We start from the raw sequence: 21273 nt of genomic DNA on the forward strand, positions 1-21273 counted from the left end.
AGTGGATACCTAACGTTCGCCCTTGAACATCCCACCAGGGCCGGCGGTGCGACGACGTTAGGTCTCTTCAACTCGCGTTAACAAGACGTTGACATGCGAGCAATAAGCGCAAAACTCCAGGTCAGAGCTTTGCTCAGGTCAGCGCGGTGAGCTGGACGGGGAACGCGTTGAGTACGGCGTTGCCCGACAGGGGGTCGAGCAGGGTGCCGTCGAGGAGCTGGTTGACGTTGACTCCGGGGTCCTTCGCGGCATGGGCCGTCCGGGTGCCGGGCCGGTCGTGCCCCCAGCCGTGCGGCAGGCTGACGACGCCGGGGCGTACGGCGTCGGTGACCTCGGCGGGCGCGGTGACCTCTCCCCCGGCGCCCTTCAGCCGTACCGCGGCGCCGTCGCGCACGCCGAGGCGTTCGGCGTCCTCGGGGTGGATGTGGACCGTGCACCGGTTGGTGCCGCCGGTGAGCGCGGGGACGTTGTGCAGCCAGCTGTTGTTGGAGCGCAGATGGCGGCGGCCGACGAGGACGAGCCCCTCCGGCCGCTCCCGCAGGGCCTCCTTGAGGCGCGGGAGGTCGGCGGCGATCGGCTCCGGGAGCAGTTCGACCTTTCCGCTGCGGGTCTTCAGCGGCTGGGGCAGCCGGGGTGCCAGCGGTCCGAGGTCGATGCCGTGCGGATGCGCGAGCAGCCTCTCCAGCGTCAGCCCGTCGGGCCGTACGCCGAAGCCGTCGCCGTAGGGGCCGAGGCGGAGCATGAGGTCGAGCCGCCGCTCGGGGCCGGTGTCGCCGGTGAGCAGCGCGGCGAGTTCGCCCGCCTCCCGGCCGTGGACCGGGGAGTGCGGTTCCCTGACGGCCTTGCCGAGGGTCCGGCCGACGACCGTCTCGTCGACGGCGGCGGGGTCGGCGCCGTGCATGCCGCTCGCGGCGAGCACCAGCCGGGCCATGATCTCGGTCTCGGCCATCCGGCCGGGCTCCAGGGGGACGGCGGCACGGCTGTAGCGGACCTGGTTGCGCACGGCGAGGGTGTTGAAGGCGAAGTCGTGGTGCGGGCTCTGGCCGGGCGGGGGCGGCGGCAGCACGACGGTCGCGTGGCGCGAGGTCTCGTTGAGGTACGGGTCGACGCTGACCATGAAGTCCAGGGAGGCCAGCGCCCGGTCGAGGCGGTCGCCGTCGGGCGCGGAGAGCACCGGGTTGGCACCGACGGCGATCAGCGCCCGGATCGGCTCGCCCTCCTCGGTGGCGGTGTCGATCTCCTCGGCGAGGCTCGACAGGGGCAGTTCGCCCTTGGCCTCGGGGTGCCGGCTGACCCGGGAGTGCCAGCGGCCGAGCGCGAAGCCGTGGCTGGGACCGGCGGGCCGGGGTGTGCGGTCGGTGGCGGCCTGCGGGAAGAGGGCGCCGCCGGGGCGGTCGAGGTTGCCGGTGAGGATGTTGAGGACGTCCACCAGCCAGTTGGCCAGGGTGCCGTGGGAGACGGTGGAGCTGCCGACGCGGCCGTAGACGGCGGCGGTGGGTGCGGCGGCGAGTTCACGGGCGAGGGCGCGGATCGTACCGGCGTCGACGTCGCAGGCGGCGGCGACGGCCTCGGGAGTGAAGTCCCTCACGGCTTCCCGGAGTTCCTCGATCCCTTGGAGGTGCGGGGCCAGCTCACCCGGGTCGACGAGCCCTTCCTCGAAGAGGACGGCGGTCATCGCGGCGAGGAGCAGCGCGTCGGTGCCGGGGCGGACGGCGATGTGCCGGTCGGCGAGGCGGGCGGTGCGGGTGCGGCGCGGGTCGATGACGGTCAGCGTGCCGCCGCGGGCGCGGAGGGCCTTGAGCCGGCCGGGGAAGTCGGGGGCGGTGCAGAGACTGCCGTTGGACTCCAGGGGGTTGGCGCCGATGAGGAGCAGATGGTCGGTGCGGTCGAGGTCGGGCACCGGGATGGCGTTGGCGTCGCCGAAGAGCAGCCCGCTCGACACGTGCTTGGGCATCTGGTCGACCGTGGACGCGGTGAACAGGCTGTGCGTGCCGAGCGCGGCGATCAGCAGGGGCGGGTAGAGAGCGCCGGCCATGGTGTGCACGTTGGGGTTGCCGAGGACGATCCCCACGGCGTGCGGCCCCGACCGCTCGACGACGGTCCGTATCCCGGCGGCGACGGCGTCGAACGCCTCCTCCCAGGTGGCCTCGCGCAGTACGCCGTCCTCCCGGACGAGGGGTGTGCGCAGCCGGTCGGGGTCGCCGTCGACGGCCCCGAAGGAGGCGCCCTTGGGGCAGATGAACCCCTTGCTGAACACGTCGTCGCGGTCCCCGCGGGCGCCGGTGACGCGGCTCCCCTCGACGGTGAGCGTCAGGCCGCAGGTGGCCTCGCACAGGGGGCAGATGCGCAGAGCGGTGCGGGACACGGGTCCTCCCGGGGGCGGCGATGCCTGACGCGAGTGAGCATACCGACCGGTATGCATGGTGGCGAGGGGTCAGGGCCGGTCGAAGAGAATCAGCCCGTTGCGGGTGCCGACGACCGGTTCACCGCCGGGAGCCGTGGTGAGCGCGGTGCAGGACGAGGGCAGCTCCGGTCGGCGGCGGACGGCGCCGTCGCGCGCGCCGAGGACGACCGGGGTCGTTCCGTCGGCCACGGCAACGGGCCGCCGTCCGGGAGGCGTTCAGTCCAGGACCCGCGCGAGATAGGCGCGCAGCAGTTCCCGGGTCTCCTCGATGATGCGGGCATCACCCTCGGGGTCGACCCGGAAGGCCAGGTGGACCAGGGTGTCGGCGGTCTCCACGGCGACGAGGAAGACACGGCGCAGGTCGTCGTCGGGGGTGCGGCCGATGGGGCCGGCGAGGAGGTCGGTGAGGCGGTCGGCGACCCGGTGGTTGGGCTCGGAACGGCGGGCGCCGACGGGTATCTGGTTGCCGAAGTCGACGAGCGAGAAGCCGGGCGCGGTCCGCTTCATCAGCAGGTACTCGTCGAGGACGGCGTCCATGGCGGTCCGCCAGTCCCCCACCGGGCCGCCCGCGAGGCGTTCGGAGACGCGCTCGGCGTAGCGGTCGAGATTGCGCTGGGCGAGGGCGTCGGCCATCTGGCGTTTGTTGCCGAAGAAGCGGTAGACCGAGCCGATGGGCACCTCGGCCCGCTGGGCCACGGCACGGGTACTCAGCGCCTCGTAGCCGACCTCGTCGAGGAGGGTGGCGCAGGCGTCGAGGATCCGGGTGAGGCGTTCGGCACTGCGCCGCTGTACGGGCGCACGACGGAGCGGGGTCGCGTGGGGCACGGTCTTCATGATGCCTTTCCGGCGCTGTGCGGTGAACCTTGCCCTTCTGTACGCGCTCCGGTGGCCTGCGCACTCATCGTCTCCGCACGCGCCCCGGCGGGCCGTGCGCTCCTCGTCTGCGGACGCGGCCCGGTGGCCCGTGCGCTCGTCGTCTCGGTACGCGCCCCGGCGGCCCCGGAGCTCGTCGTCGGGCTCGCCTTCGACGCCGTGATGTCCGCGGTGCTCTCCACGGGCTTGCCGTCCACCGCCCACACCGTGCCGTCGTCGGCGTAGAGGCGGGCGGTGACGTGGTGGGTGCCGCGTGGGACCAGGGACCCCGGGAGGTGGTGCTCGGGGCCGGTCAGTGTGGCGATCAGGCGGCCGTCGAGGTAGAGGCGGGCCTGACCCCGGCCGGCCACCGCCTTCGCCTCGGCGTCCGGGGGCGAGAACCGGAAGCCGGTCACCGTGAGCCGTACGTCCCAGCTGTCGCCGGAGTCGGGCTGCACCTCCACGCGCACCCCGGGCGCGTCCTCCCGGTCGACCTCGCGCAGCACCCCGCCCGCCTCGTCGGTGTCCTCCAGCAGCTCACCGACGGCGGAGGAGGAAGAGTTTCCGTTCCCCTGTTCGCGGGCGTCACTGGTGCCGCAGCCCGCGGCTCCGGCCATCAGCAGGACACAGAGCGCGAGCGCGGCGAACGGGCCCCGTTTCCACGACATGCCGGGGAGCGTAGAACACAGGTCCGACACAGGGATCCCCCTGAGGGCTGGTTCAGATCGTCCGCAATGAGGAGATCCAGCTTCGCGCACGTACCCCCCTTGCGCCCGCCGGAGCGCAATCCTACGGTGATACATAGGATTCCGAGGCAAGGGAGCGATCATGAGCGGGGAAGCGCGGAAGGCCGCGGAGGGGCTGGACCATCTCCACGGCTTCGGCAACGAGCACAGCTCCGAGGCGGTGCCCGGCGCCCTTCCCGAGGGCCGCAACTCGCCCCAGCGCGCCCCCCTCGGGCTGTACGCGGAGCAGCTCAGCGGCTCCGCCTTCACCGAGCCGCGCGCCCACAACCTCCGCTCCTGGCTGTACCGGATCCGCCCGTCGGCGGCCCACCCGGCGTTCACCCGCACCTACAACGGCACCCTGCGCTCCGCGCCCTTCACGGAGTCGGTGCCCGACCCCAACCGGCTGCGCTGGAACCCGCTGCCGAAGCCCGCGGAGGGCACCGACTTCCTGGCCGGCCTGTGGACGCTCGGCGGTAACGGCGACGCCACGCAGCGCGCCGGTATGGCCGTGCACCTCTACCACGCCGACGCCTCCATGGACCGGGTGTTCAGCGACGCCGACGGGGAGCTGCTGATCGTCCCGGAGCGCGGCGGGCTGCTGCTGCGCACCGAGTTCGGCCTGCTGCACGCCGAGCCGGGCCATGTCGCCCTGATCCCGCGCGGGGTCCGCTTCCGGGTGGAGCTGCTCGACGACAGCGCCCGGGGGTACGTCTGCGAGAACTACGGCGCGCCCTTCCGACTGCCCGACCTCGGCCCGATCGGCGCCAACGGCCTCGCCAACGCACGGGACTTCAAGGCACCGGTCGCCGCGTACGAGGACGTGGAGGGCCCGGTGGAGGTGGTCAACAAGTTCGGCGGCAACCTCTGGTCGGCGACGTACGACCACTCGCCGCTGGACGTGGTCGCCTGGCACGGCAACTACGTGCCGTACGTGTACGACCTGCGCCGCTTCAATGTGATCGGCTCGATCTCCTACGACCACCCGGACCCGTCGATCTTCACGGTGCTGACCTCGCCGTCCGACACCCCGGGGCTCGCGGGCGTCGACTTCGTGGTGTTCGCGCCGCGCTGGCTGGTGGGCGAGGACACCTTCCGGCCGCCGTACTTCCACCGCAATGTGATGAGCGAGTACATGGGCCTGATCGAGGGCGCCTACGACGCGAAGGCGGAGGGTTTCGTGCCGGGCGGGGGCTCGCTGCACAACATGATGTCGGCGCACGGTCCGGACCGGGAGACCTTCGACCGGGCCAGCGCGGCCGAGCTGAAGCCGCAGAAGATCGACGACGGGCTGGCGTTCATGTTCGAGACCCGGTGGCCGGTGACGCTCACCGCGCACGCGGCGGGCTCGGAAGAGCTCCAGCCGCACTACGACGACGTGTGGCAGGGCCTCGAACGCCACTTCCGCCCCTTGCACTGATCAACTCCTGCCGGTACGGATGGCCCCGTGACCTCCTTCGCCCCGGACTCCATCGTCCTCAACCGCAAACTGCCGCTGTGGTACCAGGTGTCGCAGTCGCTGCGTGCCTCGATACTCGGCCGCAGGCCCCAGGACCCGCTGCGGCTGCCCACCGAGGAGCAGTTGGCCGGGCACTACGGCGTGAGCGTGCTGACGATGCGGCAGGCGCTGAAGGAGCTGGAGGACGAGGGGCTGATCACCCGCCACCGGCGGCGGGGCACGTTCATCGAGCCGCATGTGCGGCGCGGCGCCCCGGTGCGGCTGCTGGGCTCGGTGGACGCGATCGTGGCCCAGCAGTCGGGAATGTCGACCCGGCTGCTGGACCGGGGCCGGGGGCCGGTGCCGGCGGAACTGGCCGAGTACTTCCCGGACCTGGAGGAGGTGGGCACGTACCACCGGCTGCGCTGCGACGAGAAGACGGGCGAGCCGACCAACCACGCCCGCAACTACGTGCGTCCGGAGCTGGCCGCGCGGGTCGATCCGGCGGATCTGGCGCGGTGGCCGATGACGAAGGTGCTGCGGGACGCCGTCGGCGCGGACATCAGCCGCATCACGGACACGGTGGAGGCGCGGCTGGCGGACCCGGAGACGGCCCGGCTGCTGGAAGTGCCCCTGCTGAGCCCGATCCTGCACTACACGGGCGTCACCTACGACTCCGACGGCCGCGCCCTGGACGTGGCCGTCATCCACTACCGGGGGGACCGCTTCTCCTTCACGGTCACCCTCGACGCGACGTAGGGCCGGGCCGAGGGAACGGGCACGTCGTACGATGCCCAGCGTGACGCACGACGACGCGCCGCCGCTGGCGGACCTCATGCCGTGGTCCGTCGCACCGCTCCGGCTCGGCCGGGGCTGGCCGGCGGGCCCCGATCCGGTTTCCCTCAAGGCCCGTTGGGACGCCTTCGTGAAGGCCGAGGGCCCGCACCGCGAGGCGCTGCTGGAGCCGACCCGCTCGCGCACCCTGCACTCGGCGGTGCCGCAGCTGCCGGGCCGCGGCGGCGGTACGGAGAAGCTGGCCCGCGCGGTGGGGCCGTGCCCGGAGCCGGTGCGGGTGCTGCACGCCCCCTTCGACGAGCAGTGGCTGATCCCCGACCACCGGCTGATCGACTCGGCGCGCCCGGAGCTGTGGCGGGTGGCGGACGCCCACCAGACGTTCCTGGTCGAGACGCCCGACCGGCTGGTCGCCAGTTCCCGGCTGCCCCTGCTGCGCCCCGGCCGGGTCCGCCCCCTGTACCGGCGCCCCGGCGGCACGGAGCCGAACCTGGCCCCGGGCCTGCTCGACCACCTCGCCCGGCGGCTGGGCCGGACACCCACCCCCGAGGACCTCCTCGCCTGGACCCTGGCGGCGGCCCGCCCCGACCTGACGGTGCCCCTCACCGCGGACCCCGGGCAGTGGGCGGCCGGAGTGGAGCTGGGGCACCGCGTCCTGTGGCTGATGCGCCGGGACGGCGAGCGCCCCAAGCTGCCCGGCGGCCGGCGCCCCTACGTCCGCGCTCCGCTGCCCGGTCGCCCCTCGGGCCTGTACTACGACCGCGAGGAGGAGACCCTGCACCTCGACGAGGGCCGCCTCTCGCCGGTCCCGCCCGGGGCCTGGGACTACGAGGTGGACGGCGTCCGCGTCCTGGAGCGCTGGTTCACCGCCCGCGCCGACGGTACGGCGGAGCCCGGCACCCTCGCGGCGCTGGGCCCGCGGACCTGGCCGCAGACCTGGACCTCCGAACTCCTCGAACTGATCACGGTCCTGGCCCTGCTCGCCGAACTCCGGCCCCTGCTCGAAGGGTTCACGGTCACCGCTCCGGTCACGGCGACGGAGCTGCGCGAGGCGGGAGTTCTCCCGGTACCGGACGCGGCCCGCAGACCGGCCTCGGTCCTGGACCACCAGGAGGAGGGCCCGGAGGGGCAGTTCACCCTGCTGTGAACGACGACGGCGCCCCGGAGCGGCGGACAGCCACGGTCACCGCGAACCCGGCCGGACCTGCTGGCCCCGCCGGACCCCGTCGGCCGACCGGACCCACCGGCCACCCGGCCACCCCGCCGTGCATGACAAACCCGTCACGCAGAGGTCATGATCGGCCGCATGGAACCGCAGCCCCCGCCGCTCGCCGGCATCACCGTCGTCGCCGTCGAACAGGCCGTCGCGGCGCCCTTCGCCACCCGGCAGCTCGCCGATCTCGGCGCCCGGGTGATCAAGGTCGAGCGGATCGACGGCGGTGACTTCGCGCGCGGCTACGACACCGCGGCCTCGGGCCTCGCCTCGCACTTCGTGTGGTGCAACCGCGGCAAGGAGTCGATCGCGCTGGACCTGAAGGACCCGCGTGGCCTGGACGTCGTACGGCGGCTCGCCGGGCAGGCCGACGTCTTCGTGCAGAACCTCGCCCAGGGCGCCGCCGCCCGGCTCGGCCTGGACGCGGCCACGCTGTGCGCCGCGCACCCGCGGCTGGTCGCCGTCGACATCTCCGGCTACGGCGCGGGCGGCCCGTACGCGGACAAGCGGGCCTACGACATGCTCGTGCAGTGCGAGGCGGGGCTGGTGTCGGTGACCGGGACGCCGGAGCAGCCGGTGAAGGCGGGAATCCCGGCGGCGGACATCGCGGCGGCCATGTACGCCTTCTCGGGCGTGCTCGCCGCGCTGGTGCGCAGGGGCGTGACCGGGCGGGGCGGGCCGGTGGAGGTGTCGATGCTGGAGTCGCTGGCGGAGTGGATGGGGCATCCGCTGCACCACACGATGCACGGGGGCACGGCACCGGCGCGCACGGGTCTCGCGCACGCCGTCATCGCCCCCTACGACGCCTATCCGACGGCGGACGGCGGCCGGGTGCTGCTGTCGGTGCAGAACGACCGCGAGTGGCGGCGGCTGGCCGAACAGGTGCTTGGGCGGCCGGAGTTGGGGGTGGAACCGGAGTACGCGACCAACGCGGCCCGGGTGCGCAACCGCAAGGACACGGACCGGTTCGTCGCCGAGGCGCTGGGCACGCTCGGCACCGGCGAGGCGCTGGCGCGCCTGGAGGGGGCGGGGATCGCCTGCGCGCGCCTGCGGGACCTGGGCGAGGTGGCGGCGCATCCCCAACTGGCGGCCCGGGACCGGTGGCGGGAGGTGGGGACGCCGGTGGGGCCGCTGAAGGCTCTGCTGCCGCCCATCACGCTGCCGGGCGGAAGGGCGGTACGCATGGGGGACGTGCCCGCGCTCGGGGAGCACACCGAGGCGCTGCTGCGAGCCGTGGGGATGACGGACGACGAGATCGCAGCGCTGCGCCGGGACGGTGTGGCGGCCTGAGCGCGGGCCCTTGGAACGCCGGTGTCGTTCAGCGTCCGCCGAAGAGCGAACGGCGCAGGCGACGCAGCGGCGCGAAGAGCGAGACCCGGCTCACCCGCGCACCCGTGGCGCTGCGGTCGTGCGCGCTGTCACGCGCGGTGAGCTCGACGATCAGTGACGTCGCCTCGGCCGTCTCCCGCTGGGGCACGGCGGGGCCGGCCAGCACCGAGAGATGGCGGTCGAGGCGCGAACTGGTCGCACTGCTCCCGCAGGTGATCGCAGGGACCCTCGCCCTGCTGCGCACTGTTATCTGTTCCATGTCACTCCCCACCCGTACGAGTCCACCCGGCCCGGGCAGGGTAACCCTATCGCCCCCTCGGGGCACTCGTGTATCGCGGTCACAGGATTCACCTTCCCCGTAAGGGTGTTGACGACGCGTCCTTGATTACTCTCCGAATCCAACCGATTTCAGGGCGAGTTGGACAACCGGCTGAGTCGTGGGCTGCGCCGACCCGCCGCCGGGTTCGACGGTCACAGCCAGTGACGTCGCGGACTTGTCCAATCCGGCCGCGGCCAAGGGCGTGTCGTCGCTGAAGAGCCCCAGGGAGCGCGGCTGTGCGCCGGGGCGCATGAGCCAGAGCTGATGCACGCGGTCGGCCGGGAGGTCCTCGTACCCGCCGAGGGTCACGACCGCGCGCCCCTCCGATGCGGAGGCGACTACTCCGATACTTCGGCCCTCGGCGTCCCGTCCGGTGCTCGCGCGGGCGTCCGGAGCGGCCAGAACGTGGGCGATCTCACGCGCCTGCGCCCGCTCGGCGTCCAGACTCTCCTGCGTCCGGTTCGCCTGGACGGCGAACAGGGAGGCGACGACCAGCGCGGCCGCAGCGGTGGCGGTGGCGAAGGGCACGAACAGCGGCCGCCGCGCCCGGCTCCGGGGCGGCGGACCGGCGCCCCACACATGCGGCGGCAACTGCGGCTCCCGCGCCCGCGCCTCGGCCGCGGCCGTCCGCGCCCCGTCCTGCGGAGTCGCCCGTACGGCGGCCAGCACCCGTTCGCGCATCGCGGCCGGCGGCGGGGCCGAGGTGGACCAGGCGAGCCGGACCGCGTCCTCGGACAGGGTCCGTACGTCGGCGGCGCACCGCTCGCACGACCGCAGGTGTTTCTCGAAGCGCACGCGCTCCCCCGCTTCCAGGGCGTCGAGGGCGTAGGGGGCGGCCAGCGAGTGGAGGTCCGCCCGGCGGAAGAGGCTCATGCGGCACCCCCGAGGCACTCGCGCAGCCGGGTGAGCCCGTCCCGCATCCGGGTCTTCACCGTGCCGAGCGGAAGGGAGAGCCGCTCGGCGACCTCCCGGTAGGTGTAGCCGTCGTAGTAGGCGAGGGTGACGGACTGCCGTTGCAGGGCGGTGAGCCGGTCCAGGCAGCGGCGCACCCACTCGCGCTCCAGGCCCGCCTCGACCTCCTCGGACACCTGGTCGAAGGCGGGGTGGTGGGACCTGAGCGCCTCGCGCTGCTCGCGTTCACCGGCCGCGCGGACGCTGCGCACCCGGTCCACGGCCCTGCGGTGGGCGAGGGTGAGGATCCACGACAGGGCGCTGCCCCGGCCGGGATCGAACCGCCCCGCCGACCGCCACATCTCCAGCAGCACTTCCTGCGCCACCTCCTCCGACTGCGCCGGGTCCCGCACGACCCTGCGTACCAGTCCGAACACCGGTCCGGACACGATCGAGTACAACTCCTCGAATGCCTGCTGGTCCCCGCCGGCCACCAGCACCAGGAGCTCGTCCGCCTCCAACTCGTCTCCCCCTCCCGCGAGACCGCACCTCGGCCGCCCCGCCCCACGAGGTATTCGCAACACACCCACCTCCGGATGGGGTTACGGATCAGAAGGCGGAAAACGCGGGTCGGCGGGGCGCGGAATCAGTTTTCGGGTTCGACCAATCCGCTCCCCGCCCCGCTCCGAATCCCGGTGCGTCAGGCAAGTTGAACCGAGGACGGACGGCATGACACCTATCTCCAGGAGCGGCCCGCGACGGGCCGGCGTGGCGACCCTCATCTGTGGTGCGCTGGCCGCCGGGGGGCTCGCGGCCGCCGGCGTCACCGTGCTGGAACCGGAGGCGGCTTCCGCCTCCAGCCACCGGGAGGCCCCGTTGATCTCGGGGACTCCGCAGTACGACAACACGGACGTGTACGCGTTCGTCAGCCCGGACAAGCCGGACACGACGACGATCGTCGCCAACTGGATCCCGTTCGAGGAGCCGGCCGGCGGACCGAACTTCTTCCCGTTCGCCGAGGACGCGCAGTACGACATCCACATCGACAACAACGGCGACGCGCAGGGCGAACTGCTCTACAGGTTCACCTTCAAGACGCATGTGAAGAACAAGAAGACCTTCCTGTACAACACGGGGGCCGTCGAGAGCCTCGACGACCCCGACCTGAACGTCACGCAGACGTACGACATCGACCTGCTGCGGCTGAAGAACCAGCACCTGGTGGCGAAGACGAAGATCGCCAACGATGTGCCGGTGGCGCCGTCGAACGTCGGCAAGGCGTCCATGCCGGACTACGCCAAGCTGCGCTCCCAGGCCGTGCACCAACTCGCGGGCGGCGCCTCCTCGTTCGCGGGCCAGGCCGACGACCCGTTCTTCCTGGACCTGCGGGTGTTCGACCTGCTCTACGGCGGCAACCTCAGCGAGGTCGGCAACGACACGCTCAAGGGCTACAACGTCAACTCCATCGCGCTCCAGGTGCCGTCGCACATGCTCACGGAGTCGGCGGAGCAGCCGATCGTGGGCATCTGGTCGACCACCCAGCGCAAGAACGCCCAGGGGCAGTTCACCCAGGTGTCCCGGCTGGGCATGCCGCTGGTGAACGAGGTCGTCAACCCCATCAAGGACAAGGACAAGTTCAACGCGAGCGCGCCCTGGAACGACGGGCAGTTCCTGAAGAACGTCACCAACCCCGAGCTGCCCAAGCTGATCGAGGCGATCTACAAGATCCCGGCGCCCGCCGAGCCGCGCAACGACCTCGTGGACGTGTTCCTCAAGGGCGTGGAGGGCCTCAACCAGCCGCCGCACGTACGTCCTTCGGAGCAGCTGCGGCTGAACACCTCCGTCAAGCCGGCCGCGAAGCCCAAGCGGCTCGGTGTGCTGGACGGCGACAACGCCGGCTTCCCCAACGGGCGCCGGCTGACGGACGACGTGATCGACGTGTCGCTCCAGGTCGTCGAGGGCGAACTGGTCGGCTCCAAGAACGACCTCGGTGACGCCGTCGACAAGAACGACAAGAAGTTCGAGAAGGCGTTCCCGTACGTGGCACTGCCCACCGAGGGGTCCCGGGGGCCGCTGGCCAAGGGCGTCTCGGGCGGGAACGACGTGCGCAACCAGATAGGCGACGCGCTGTCGCCGGCCGGTTCGGGGACGTCCACGGACACCACGCTGATCGCCACGTCCGCGGGTGCCGGCGCCGCCGGTGTCGCCCTGATCGGGGCCGGGCTGCTGTGGTGGCGACGGGCGCGGGACCGGGCGTACTAGCCGCCGCCGGGGCGCGGGGAGCCCGGCGCAGGCCGTCCGGTTCCCCGCGCCCCCGCCGGGGCGCTCATCAACCGTCCGTCGCGCGTATGACGATTCCCGTCGCGCGTATGACGATTCAGGAGAAGGCATGAACTCGCGGGCTCGACTCGGTCTGTGTGCGGGGCTGCTGGCCGTCGCGCTCACCTCGGGCACCATCGCGTTCGGGGGCGGGCGGGACACCCCGGACGGGGGCGTCCCCGCCGTCGCACCGGTGGGGCTGACCACGGGGGACCTCGACACCGACGTGTCCGCGCTCCAGCGTCATCTGCGGGAGCAGCCAAGGGACTTCACCGGCTGGGCGACGCTGGGCCTCGCCTACGTGGAGCAGGCCAGGACCGGCGGCGACCCCTCGCGGTACCCGCAGGCCGAGCGGGCGCTGAAGCGGTCCCTGGCGCTGGAGCCCGGCAACGACCCGGCACTCGCCGGACGCGCCGCCCTCGCGGCGGCCCGGCACGACTTCCCCGGCGCCCTCGCCCACGCGGAGCGGGCGCTGGCGGCCAACCCCTACAACGAGCGGGCGCTGGCCACCCGCGTCGACGCCCTGGTCGAACTCGGGCGGTACGACGAGGCCGCCGAGGCCGCCGACACGGCCGACGCGCGCCGCCCGGGCATCCCCGTCTTCACCCGGTACGCCTACGTGCACGAGCTGCGGGGCGACGTGAGGACCGCGAAGCGGGTGCTGAAGCAGGCGCTGGCCTCGGCGCACACCCCGGGCGACGTGGCGTACGTGGCGGGGCAGCTCGGCCAGCTCGCCTGGAACCAGGGCGACCACGAGGAGGCGCTGCGCCATTTCGCGCGGGCGCTCGCCGCCGACGACACCTACCTCCCGGCGCTGGAGGGCCGCGCCCGGGCGCAGGCCGCCGCCGGGCAGCGGGACGAGGCGGTGCGCGGCATGGAGGCCGTCGTCGCGCGCTCACCGCTGCCGGGGCCGCTGGTCGTGCTCGGCGAGCTGTACGAGGCGGACGGCGACCGGGAGCGGGCCGGCGAGCAGTACGCGCTGGTCGACGCCTGGACCGCGCTGGCCCGCGCCAACGGCGTCAACGTCGACCTCGACACCGCGCTGGCCGCCGCCGACCACGGCGACGCCCGCACCGCCCTCGGCGCCGCCCGCGCCGAGTGGGACCGGCGCCGGACCGTGCACACCGCCGACGCCCTGGCCTGGGCGCTGCATGTGAACGGCCGCGACGAGGAGGCGCTGCCCTACGCGCGCCGCGCGACGGCCACCGGATACCGCAACGCCGTGTTCCTGTACCACCGCGGCATGATCGAACTCGGCGCCGGCGAGGAGCGGGACGCGCGCGAGCACCTCTCGGCCGCCCTGCGCCTGAACCCGGGCTTCTCACCGCTGGGCGCCCATGAGGCCCGGGCCGCCCTGAAGGACCTGGAGGCCGACGCGTGAACCTCCGTCGCCTCACCGCCTCCGGCGCGGCCGTGCTCGCGGCCGCCGGCGCGCTCGTGCTGCTCCCCTCCGCGTCCGCGAGCGCGCACCCGCTGGGCAACTTCACCGTCAACCGCTACGACGGACTCGTCGCCGCGCCCGGTGTGCTGCGCGTGCGGCACGTCGAGGACCTCGCGGAGATCCCGGCCACCCAGGCGGCACCGGACATCGAGCGGCTGGGCCGTACCGAGTGGGCGGACCGCAGGTGTGCGAGCGCCGCCCGGGACAGCGCGGTCACGGTGGACGGCCGTACGGTCGCCCTCACCGTGGAGAGCGCGCGGGCGCGGGTGCGGCCCGGGCAGGCCGGGCTGGACACGCTGCGGGTGGAGTGCGCGCTGCGCGCCCCGCTGCCCGAGTCCGGGAGTGCGCAGATCGGCTTCCGGGCCGCGGGGGCGCAGGCCGGGCCGGGCTGGCGGGAGGTCACCGCGCGCGGCGACCGGATGACGCTGGCCGCCTCCGACGTGCCCGAGGAGTCGCTCTCCGGTGAACTGACCTCCTATCCCGAGGAGTTGCTGTCCTCTCCCGCTGACACCGGCTCCGCCTCGCTGCGGGTGCGGCCGGGCGGGCCCGCGCTGGCCGAGGAGGAGCGGGACGCCCCGGCCGCCTCCGTGCTGCCGCGCGGCGCCGACCGCTGGACGCGCGCCCTGGATTCCCTGGTCGCCCGTGAGGACCTCACCTTCGGCTTCGCCGCGCTGGCCCTGTTCGTCGCCGTCGGGCTCGGCGCGCTGCACGCCCTCGCCCCCGGCCACGGCAAGACGCTGATGGCGGCCGTGGCCGCGGCCCGCGGCGGCCGGGCCCGGATGAAGGACGTGCTGCCGCTCGCCGCGTCGGTGACCGTCACCCACACCCTGGGCGTGGTCGCGCTGGGCCTGCTGGTCACCGCCGGGTCGGCGGCGGCGCCGTCCGTGATCGCCTGGCTGGGGATCGCGAGCGGCGCCCTGGTCATGGCGGCGGGCGCGACCCTGCTGCGCCGCGCCTGGCACCACCGGGCCCACCGGCATCCCCACCCGGCCCCCCGACCACGGACCCGCACCCGCACCCCGGCCCTGGTCGGCGCCCACAGCACCGAGCACGGGCACGACCACAGCCACGGGCACGACCACGCACACGATCACGACCACAGCCACGACCACGACGCCGATCAGCCGCATCAACGCGACCACGGCCACGACCACCACCAGCACGACCACCCGGACCACCACGAACACCCGGACCACCACGAACACCCGCACCACACCCCCCACACCCACACGCACACCCACGGCGGCAGCACGCACACCCACGCCGTCGCCCCCACCGTGCGCGGCACGATCCTGCTGGGGTTCGCCGGCGGCATGGTGCCCAGTCCGTCGGCCGTCGTCGTGCTGGTCGGCGCCGCCGCGCTGGGGCACGCCTGGTTCGGGCTGCTGCTCGTCGTGGCGTACGGGGTCGGGCTCGCCCTGACCCTCACCGCGGCGGGGTTCGCCGTCGTACGGCTCGGGGCGGGGGCGGGCCGGCTGCTGGAGCGGCGTCCGCGCTGGGCCGTCCATCCGCTGACCGGCCTGGTCCGCCGTACGGCACCGCTGTTGTCCGCGTTCGTCGTCGTAGCTCTTGGGGCCGGATTGGTGCTCAAGGGGGCGGCATCGGCACTCGGCTGAGCTACTTTGTGAGGAAAGGGAGATTTCGCGCGCATGCGAATGGGGGCGCCCGTGTCCGACGCACCGGGCAGTGAACGAGTGATCGCGGGCCGCTACCGTCTCCTGGCGCCGCTCGGCGAGGGCGGCATGGGGACGGTCTGGCGGGCCCGGGACGAGGTGCTGCACCGCGAGGTGGCCGTCAAGGAGGTGCGTGCCCCGCACGGCCTGCCGGACTCCGAGGTGCAGCGGATGTACGCCCGCCTGGAGCGGGAGGCGTGGGCGGCGGCCCGGGTGACGAACCACAATGTGGTGACCGTGTACGACGTGGCCACCCAGGACGGCCGCCCGTGGATCGTGATGGAGCTGGTGCGCGGTGTCTCGCTCGCCGAACTCCTCGACGCGGAGGGCCCGTTGCCACCGCAGCGCGCGGCGCACATCGGGGCCGAGGTGCTGGCGGCGCTGCGGGCCGCGCACGAGGCCGGGGTGCTGCACCGGGACGTGAAGCCGGCCAACGTACTGCTGTCCAACGACGGCCGGGTGGTGCTGACCGACTTCGGCATCGCCATGGTGGAGGGCAGTTCCGCGCTGACGATGACCGGCGAGGTGATCGGCTCGCCCGAGTTCCTCGCCCCGGAGCGGGCGCTGGGCCGCACTCCGGGCCCGGAGTCGGACCTGTGGTCGCTGGGCGTGCTGCTGTACGCCTCGGTGGAGGGCAACTCCCCGTTCCGCCAGGACACCCCGCTCAGCACCCTGCGCGCGATCGTCGACGAGGAACTGCCGCCGCCGCACCGGGCCGGCGCGCTGGCCCCGGTGATCGAGGGGCTGCTGCGCAAGGACCCCGCCGACCGGCTGCCCGCCGAACAGGCCGAGCGGGAACTGCGGATCGTCGGCGCCGGGGGAGGCACCCCCCGCGCGAACACGGTCCGGTCGGTGCCGCACCCCCCGACGGTCGCGTCGCACCACCAGCCGGCGCCCGCGCCCGCCCCGTACCCGGGCCCGCCGACCGCCCCCACGGCCGCCACGGCCGCGCAGACCGGGACGCCGAGGCCCCCCGGCCGCAACCGCCGGGCCGGCTACGTGCTGGTCGCGGGGGTCGCCGCGCTCGCCCTGGCGATCGCCGGACTGACGTACGCGCTGCTGAACCAGGACGACGACGGCACCGAGGGCGGCGGCACCGGCGCCACCACCGGCGTGACGCAGCCGGAGGACACCCCGAGCGAGACGGACGACGACGACACCGGGGGCGGCGATCCGACGCCGGGCCCGAGCAGGACCGGGTCGGACACTCCGGCGCCGCAGTCCGTGCAGGTGACGTTGACCGGTGCGCACACCGAGTACGAGGGCGCCTGTCCGCCCGCGCAGGAGCAGGCTCCGGCGTTCACGGCGACGTTCACGGTGGGCCGGCTGCCGGCGGAGGTGAGCTACCGCTGGGTGTCGCGGGACGGCGACGTCATGGACTCCGGCTGGAAGACCCTGTCGTTCCCCGAGGGCGGCTCGCGCACCAGGCAGGACCGCGCGTTCGTGACGACGGGCGAGGAGGGCGGGACCTTCGAGAACGAGATCGGCGTCGAGGTGCGGGACCCGGTGGAGACGAAGTCCAACTCGGTCCCGTTCTCGGTCACCTGTGTCACGGAGACCCCGACGGGCGGGGTCTCCGCTTCCCCTTCACCGAGTTACTGAAGGGGTCAGGCCGCGCCGTTCAGGACCGGCAGATAGCCGCCGGACTGGCCGGACGCGGTCGGGTGGTACGACTCGCCGATGTTCAGCCAGCTGACGCTGTGCAGCCAGGAGCTGCCGGAGCAGATCTCGTGGCCGGTGAAGGTGGCGCGGACGTCGCCGAAGGTGAAGGCGTGCGCGGCGGCCCGGCGCGCGACGGCGGCGTTGAGGTAGTCGGAGGCGTCGTTGATGGCCTTGCGCTTGGCCTCGGACAGGCCGAGGCAGGTCTGGCCGAGCTTGTAGAAGCGGGGGTAGCCGATGACGACGACCCGGGCGTTGGGCGCCTTGCCGCGGATCTGGGTGTACACGTTGTCGAGCTGCCCGGGGAGCGTGGAGTCGACGTAGGCCCGTGCGGTGTTGATGCGGGAGATGCAGGAGCTGTCGGACTGGAGCACACAGGTCGTCATGACGTCGGCGAAGCCGGCGTCGTTGCCGCCGATGCTGATGGAGACCAGTGCGGTGGAGGAGTTGAGCGGGCCGAGCTGGTTGGCGAGGACATCACCCGTACGGGCGCCCGAGCAGGCGGTGAAGGCGAACGACGAGGGTGAGTTGGCGGCCGCCCAGAGGTAGGGGTGGGCCTTCGTGCTGCGCTTGCAGTCACCGCTGGAGCTGATGTAGCTGCCTGCGCCGACACCCGAGGAGTAGGAGTCGCCGAGGGCCACGTAGGGCCCGGTGGCTGCCTGTGCGGAACCGGCACCGGTGAGGACGGCTCCGACAGCGAGGAGGAGCGAGCCGACGTAAGCGGCAATTCGGGAACGTCTCATGGAACCTCCCTTTAGCAGGATCTCTGCCACAACTGTCGTAGCAGCTACGCGTGTTGACAGGAAGTGTCCATGTCAATATTTCTCACCCCGAACCGTTTCCCACTCTGTGCGTTCACCATGAATTTGATTACGTGCCCATGACAGATTTGTTGACAACCCCTCAACTCCCTTGTTGCACGCAGGTAGATCGCCGAGTCTTTGTGCAGCCCGTAGCGGGAACGCGACGCTCCGCGGCCGTGTGCGCGATCACGCGCGCACCCCCCACAGACGTGTGCTCCACCCGAGCGCGCGTCGCCAATGAGGAGGACTCCCTCGCAATGGCACAACTGCGTAGCAACAAGGTCCGGTTCGCCGCGATAACCACTCTGGCGACCGCCGCCCTCGTGGGCTCCCTCACCGCCCTGCCCGCCCAGGCCGCCCCGGCCGAGGGCAGGGTGCTGGCCGCCGGCTCCCCCACCGCGGTCCAGGACAGCTACATCGTCACGCTGAAGAAGGGCAGCGGCCTCAAGGCCGCCTCCAGCGCCGGCAAGGGCCTGATCAAGGAGTACGGCGGCTCGGTGCGCAAGACCTACGACAAGGTCCTCAACGGCTACACCGCCACCCTCTCCGCCACCGAGGCCCGCAGACTCGCCGCCGACCCCTCGGTGGCCTCCGTCGAGCAGAACCAGCGCGTCCGGCTCGCCGACACCACCCAGACGAGCGCGCCCTGGGGCCTGGACCGCATCGACCAGACCTCGCTGCCGCTGTCCGGCACGTACACCTACCCCGACACCGCGGGCGGCGGGGTGACGGTCTACGTCGTCGACACCGGCGTCCGCATCACCCACTCCCAGATCAGCGGCCGTGCGAGCTACGGCTACGACGCGGTCGACGGCGACACCTCCGCCGGCGACGGCAACGGCCACGGCACCCATGTGGCCACCACGATCGCCGGCTCGACCTACGGTGTCGCCAAGAAGGCGAAGATCGTGGCGGTCCGGGTGCTCGACAACAACGGCTCCGGCACCACCGCGGGCGTCATCGACGGCATCGAGTGGGTCACCGAGAACGCCACCGGCCCGGCCGTCGCCAACCTGTCCCTCGGCGGCTCCGCCTCCACCTCGCTGGACACGGCGGTGGCCAACTCCATCGCGAGCGGCGTGACCTACGCGGTCGCGGCGGGCAACAGCTCCGCCAACGCCTCCTCGTACTCCCCGGCGCGCGTCTCCACCGCCATCACCGTCGGCGCCACCACCAGCACCGACGCCAGGGCGAGCTACTCCAACTACGGGTCCGTCCTGGACATCTTCGCGCCCGGCTCGTCGATCACGGCGGGCTGGCACACCAGCGACACCGCGACGAACACCATCTCCGGCACGTCGATGGCCACCCCGCACGTCGCGGGCGCGGCCGCGGTCTACCTGGCGAACCACACCTCGTCCACGCCGGCCCAGGTCGCCTCGGCGCTGATCGCGGGCGCCACCACCGGCAAGGTCACCAGCCCGGGCAGCGGCTCGCCGAACCGGCTCCTGAAGCTCGTCCCGTAACAGGGGAAACACGGTTCCCCGGAGGCGCCCCACCGCCTCCGGGGAACCGTCGTCGTTGTGCCCTCGCCGTCTTGACGGCCGCCGCGGGGCTGCGCCACATTGAAGCCCGGCATCCGGCGCTTCGGGGGGCAAGTCGCCCATGCAGACCTTAAGGCTCAAGACGTCTTCATCACGACCGAAGGCACCGTCGTCCGACGGCGCCCGGCGCGTGCGACCGGTCCGGGGGGATCTGGCGCCGCTGCTGGCGGGCGCCGCGACGGCCGTGGGGGCGGCCGGCGCGCTGCTCGCACTCACCGACAGCGACTCACCGCTGCGCGGCCCGCTCACCCTGTTCCTCCTGCTCGCCGCCCCGGCCGCGGCCCTCGCCGCCGCCCTGCGCGGCCTCGACCCCTTCGGCCGGGCGCTCGCCTCGCTGGCGGGCGCGGTCGCCGTCGACATGCTGGTCGCCCAGGCGATGCTGGCCCTGCACATCTGGTCGGCCGCCGGCGGCGTCGTGGCCGTGACCGGGCTGAGCGCCCTCGTGTTCCTGCTCGTCGCGGTACGACGGCCGCGCGGCCGTACGGAAAGAGAGCGGACCTCCTGACGTGGACATCAGCGTGTACCGTCCCGGCGAGCTGACCGCCGCCGACCGGACGGCGTGGACGGCGATGCAGTCCAAGGCCCATCTGCACGGATCGCCCGAGCTGGCGAACCCCTTCCTGTCCCCCGAGTTCGTGCTCGCGGTGGGCCGCTGCCGCCCCGGGGTGCGGATAGCGGTGGTGCGGGAGGCGGGCGAACCGGCCGCGTTCTTCCCGTACCAGCGCACCGCGACGGGGGTCGGCCGGGCCGTCGGGCTCGGGGTCTCCGACGCCCAGGGCCTGGTGCATCGGCCCGGGTTCGAGTGGGACGCCCGGGAACTGCTCAGGGCGTGCGGGCTCGCGGTGTGGGAGTTCGACCATCTGGTCGAGGGCCAGCCCGCCTTCGGCGCGGAGGCCACCGGCACCTTCCCGTCGCCCGTGATCGACGTGGACCAGGGGTACGAGACCTACCTCGCCGGACTGCGCGCGCGCTCGCCCAAGTTCACCCGGACCACGCTCGCCAAGGACCGCAGGCTGGGCCGCGACCACCCGGGCGTGCGGTACGTGCACGACGAACGGGACCCGGCGGCGCTGCGCACCCTCATGGAGTGGAAGTCGGCGCAGTACCGCAGGACGGGCCGGAGCGACCGGTTCGCCCAGGAGTGGATCACCCGGCTCGTCGAGCACCTGTTCCACAGCCGCGGCGAGTCGTTCGCCGGGATCCTCTCGGTGCTCTACGCCGCCGACCGGCCGATCGCCGCGCACTTCGGGCTGCGCGGCGAACGGGTGCTGGCCTGCTGGTTCCCGGCGTACGACCCGGCCTTCTCGAAGTACTCCCCCGGTCTGGTGCTGCATCTGCGGATGGCCGAGGCGGCCGCCGCCGACGGCATCGCCCACCTGGATCTGGGCCGGGGGCAGAAGGAGTACAAGGACTCCCTGAAGACACGCGAACTGAGCGTGTCCGAGGGGTGGGTGACCCGCCGTCACCCGGTGGCGCTCGGACACCGGGCGCGCCGTGCCCCGGTACGGGCCCTGCGCAATGTCGTGGTGTCCCGGCCGGAGCTGTTCGAACCCGCCGACCGGCTGCTGAAGAGGGTGGGAAAGATCCGCTCAGGTCGGCGGTAACGGATAAACCAACAAAAAACGTGAGGCCTTGTTCCAGGTCTTGCCATAAGTAAGCAATCGTCAATACCGTCGTACATCTCACCCGCATCGGACCACCACCTACGCGGACCAGGGGAGGGCTCAGGGCCGCGGTGGCGCCGGCGCGGGGCGCGGTAGGGGGGTGCCGCACCCGGCCTGCGTACCTGGGGGTACGTGCGACCGGGGCGTGCCGCGCAATCGGCTGTCGCCAGGGCGGGAGCCGGTGAGTCATGCCAGTGAATAACCCCC

At 73.0% G+C, this 21273-nt stretch carries 19 protein-coding genes; 11 read left to right on the plus strand and 8 right to left on the minus strand.

Annotation, left to right across the window (positions count from 1 at the left end):
• Nucleotides 1–133: 133 nt before the first annotated feature.
• From ABT296_RS24860 to ABT296_RS24875, 4 genes are all read right to left on the minus strand, one after another.
• Nucleotides 134–2365 carry a molybdopterin oxidoreductase family protein gene (locus tag ABT296_RS24860; protein WP_351930841.1) on the minus strand — a complete coding sequence of 744 codons (2232 nt, stop codon included), beginning with the start codon at nt 2363–2365 and terminating at the stop codon, nt 134–136.
• A 69-nt stretch (nt 2366–2434) separates the two neighbouring features.
• Nucleotides 2435–2593: a hypothetical protein gene (locus tag ABT296_RS24865; RefSeq protein WP_351930842.1), complete on the minus strand. Its 159-nt coding sequence runs from the start codon at nt 2591–2593 to the stop codon at nt 2435–2437.
• Nucleotides 2594–2620: 27 nt separating this feature from the next.
• Complete coding sequence (locus ABT296_RS24870; RefSeq protein ID WP_351930843.1) at nt 2621–3238, minus strand: TetR/AcrR family transcriptional regulator; 618 nt, start codon at nt 3236–3238, stop codon at nt 2621–2623.
• Nucleotides 3235–3924, minus strand: coding sequence for a nuclear transport factor 2 family protein (locus tag ABT296_RS24875; protein ID WP_351930844.1), 690 nt, complete (start codon nt 3922–3924; stop codon nt 3235–3237). The genes ABT296_RS24870 and ABT296_RS24875 overlap by 4 nt, the downstream gene beginning before the upstream one ends.
• Before the next feature lie 160 nt (nt 3925–4084).
• On the opposite strand from ABT296_RS24875, the gene hmgA reads away from it, so the two are divergent.
• The 4 genes from hmgA (at nt 4085) to ABT296_RS24895 (ending at nt 8714) form a co-directional block, all read left to right on the plus strand.
• Entirely contained in the window at nt 4085–5401 is a 1317-nt protein-coding gene (gene hmgA / locus ABT296_RS24880) for a homogentisate 1,2-dioxygenase (protein ID WP_351930845.1), read from the plus strand.
• A gap of 27 nt (nt 5402–5428) precedes the next feature.
• On the plus strand, nt 5429–6178 hold the full coding sequence (locus ABT296_RS24885) for a GntR family transcriptional regulator (protein WP_351930846.1): 750 nt from the start codon (nt 5429–5431) through the stop codon (nt 6176–6178).
• 31 nt (nt 6179–6209) lie between these two features.
• A complete protein-coding gene (locus ABT296_RS24890) occupies nt 6210–7358 on the plus strand; it encodes a type ISP restriction/modification enzyme (protein ID WP_351930847.1) in 1149 nt (382 codons plus the stop codon).
• 159 nt (nt 7359–7517) lie between these two features.
• Nucleotides 7518–8714, plus strand: coding sequence for a CaiB/BaiF CoA transferase family protein (locus ABT296_RS24895; RefSeq protein WP_351930848.1), 1197 nt, complete (start codon nt 7518–7520; stop codon nt 8712–8714).
• 28 nt (nt 8715–8742) lie between these two features.
• Here the strand turns inward: ABT296_RS24895 and ABT296_RS24900 are convergent, their stop codons facing one another.
• The 3 genes from ABT296_RS24900 to ABT296_RS24910 form a co-directional block, all read right to left on the minus strand.
• On the minus strand, nt 8743–9012 hold the full coding sequence (locus tag ABT296_RS24900; RefSeq protein WP_351930849.1) for a hypothetical protein: 270 nt from the start codon (nt 9010–9012) through the stop codon (nt 8743–8745).
• Nucleotides 9013–9138: 126 nt separating this feature from the next.
• Nucleotides 9139–9945: an anti-sigma factor gene (locus tag ABT296_RS24905; RefSeq protein WP_351930850.1), complete on the minus strand. Its 807-nt coding sequence runs from the start codon at nt 9943–9945 to the stop codon at nt 9139–9141.
• Nucleotides 9942–10484: a sigma-70 family RNA polymerase sigma factor gene (locus tag ABT296_RS24910; protein WP_351930851.1), complete on the minus strand. Its 543-nt coding sequence runs from the start codon at nt 10482–10484 to the stop codon at nt 9942–9944. Before ABT296_RS24910 ends, ABT296_RS24905 begins: the two co-directional genes overlap by 4 nt.
• 208 nt (nt 10485–10692) lie before the next feature.
• Here ABT296_RS24910 and ABT296_RS24915 point away from each other — a divergent pair, with 208 nt between their 5' ends.
• The 4 genes from ABT296_RS24915 to ABT296_RS24930 all read left to right on the plus strand — a co-directional run bounded on the left by ABT296_RS24915 (nt 10693) and on the right by ABT296_RS24930 (nt 16998).
• Entirely contained in the window at nt 10693–12225 is a 1533-nt protein-coding gene (locus ABT296_RS24915; protein ID WP_351930852.1) for a DUF4331 domain-containing protein, read from the plus strand.
• Nucleotides 12226–12352: 127 nt separating this feature from the next.
• Entirely contained in the window at nt 12353–13663 is a 1311-nt protein-coding gene (locus ABT296_RS24920) for a tetratricopeptide repeat protein (protein ID WP_351930853.1), read from the plus strand.
• Nucleotides 13660–15339 carry a nickel transporter gene (locus tag ABT296_RS24925; RefSeq protein WP_351930854.1) on the plus strand — a complete coding sequence of 560 codons (1680 nt, stop codon included), beginning with the start codon at nt 13660–13662 and terminating at the stop codon, nt 15337–15339. Before ABT296_RS24920 ends, ABT296_RS24925 begins: the two co-directional genes overlap by 4 nt.
• A 33-nt stretch (nt 15340–15372) precedes the next feature.
• Nucleotides 15373–16998: a serine/threonine-protein kinase gene (locus ABT296_RS24930; RefSeq protein WP_351930855.1), complete on the plus strand. Its 1626-nt coding sequence runs from the start codon at nt 15373–15375 to the stop codon at nt 16996–16998.
• A 5-nt stretch (nt 16999–17003) separates the two neighbouring features.
• Here the strand turns inward: ABT296_RS24930 and ABT296_RS24935 are convergent, their stop codons facing one another.
• A complete protein-coding gene (locus tag ABT296_RS24935; protein WP_351930856.1) occupies nt 17004–17798 on the minus strand; it encodes an SGNH/GDSL hydrolase family protein in 795 nt (264 codons plus the stop codon).
• Nucleotides 17799–18115: 317 nt separating this feature from the next.
• Between ABT296_RS24935 and ABT296_RS24940 the strand changes: the two genes are divergently transcribed.
• The 3 genes from ABT296_RS24940 to ABT296_RS24950 all read left to right on the plus strand — a co-directional run bounded on the left by ABT296_RS24940 (nt 18116) and on the right by ABT296_RS24950 (nt 21006).
• On the plus strand, nt 18116–19324 hold the full coding sequence (locus ABT296_RS24940; protein WP_351930857.1) for a S8 family peptidase: 1209 nt from the start codon (nt 18116–18118) through the stop codon (nt 19322–19324).
• Between the two features lie 208 nt (nt 19325–19532).
• The gene (locus tag ABT296_RS24945) at nt 19533–19907 is read left to right on the plus strand and encodes a hypothetical protein (protein ID WP_351930858.1); all 375 of its coding nucleotides are present in this window, start codon (nt 19533–19535) and stop codon (nt 19905–19907) included.
• A gap of 1 nt (nt 19908) precedes the next feature.
• Entirely contained in the window at nt 19909–21006 is a 1098-nt protein-coding gene (locus ABT296_RS24950; protein WP_351930859.1) for a GNAT family N-acetyltransferase, read from the plus strand.
• Nucleotides 21007–21273 lie beyond the last annotated feature (267 nt).

The sequence above is a fragment of the Streptomyces sp. NPDC000983 genome, from assembly GCF_040299205.1.
Classification (GTDB): Bacteria; Actinomycetota; Actinomycetes; order Streptomycetales; family Streptomycetaceae; genus Streptomyces.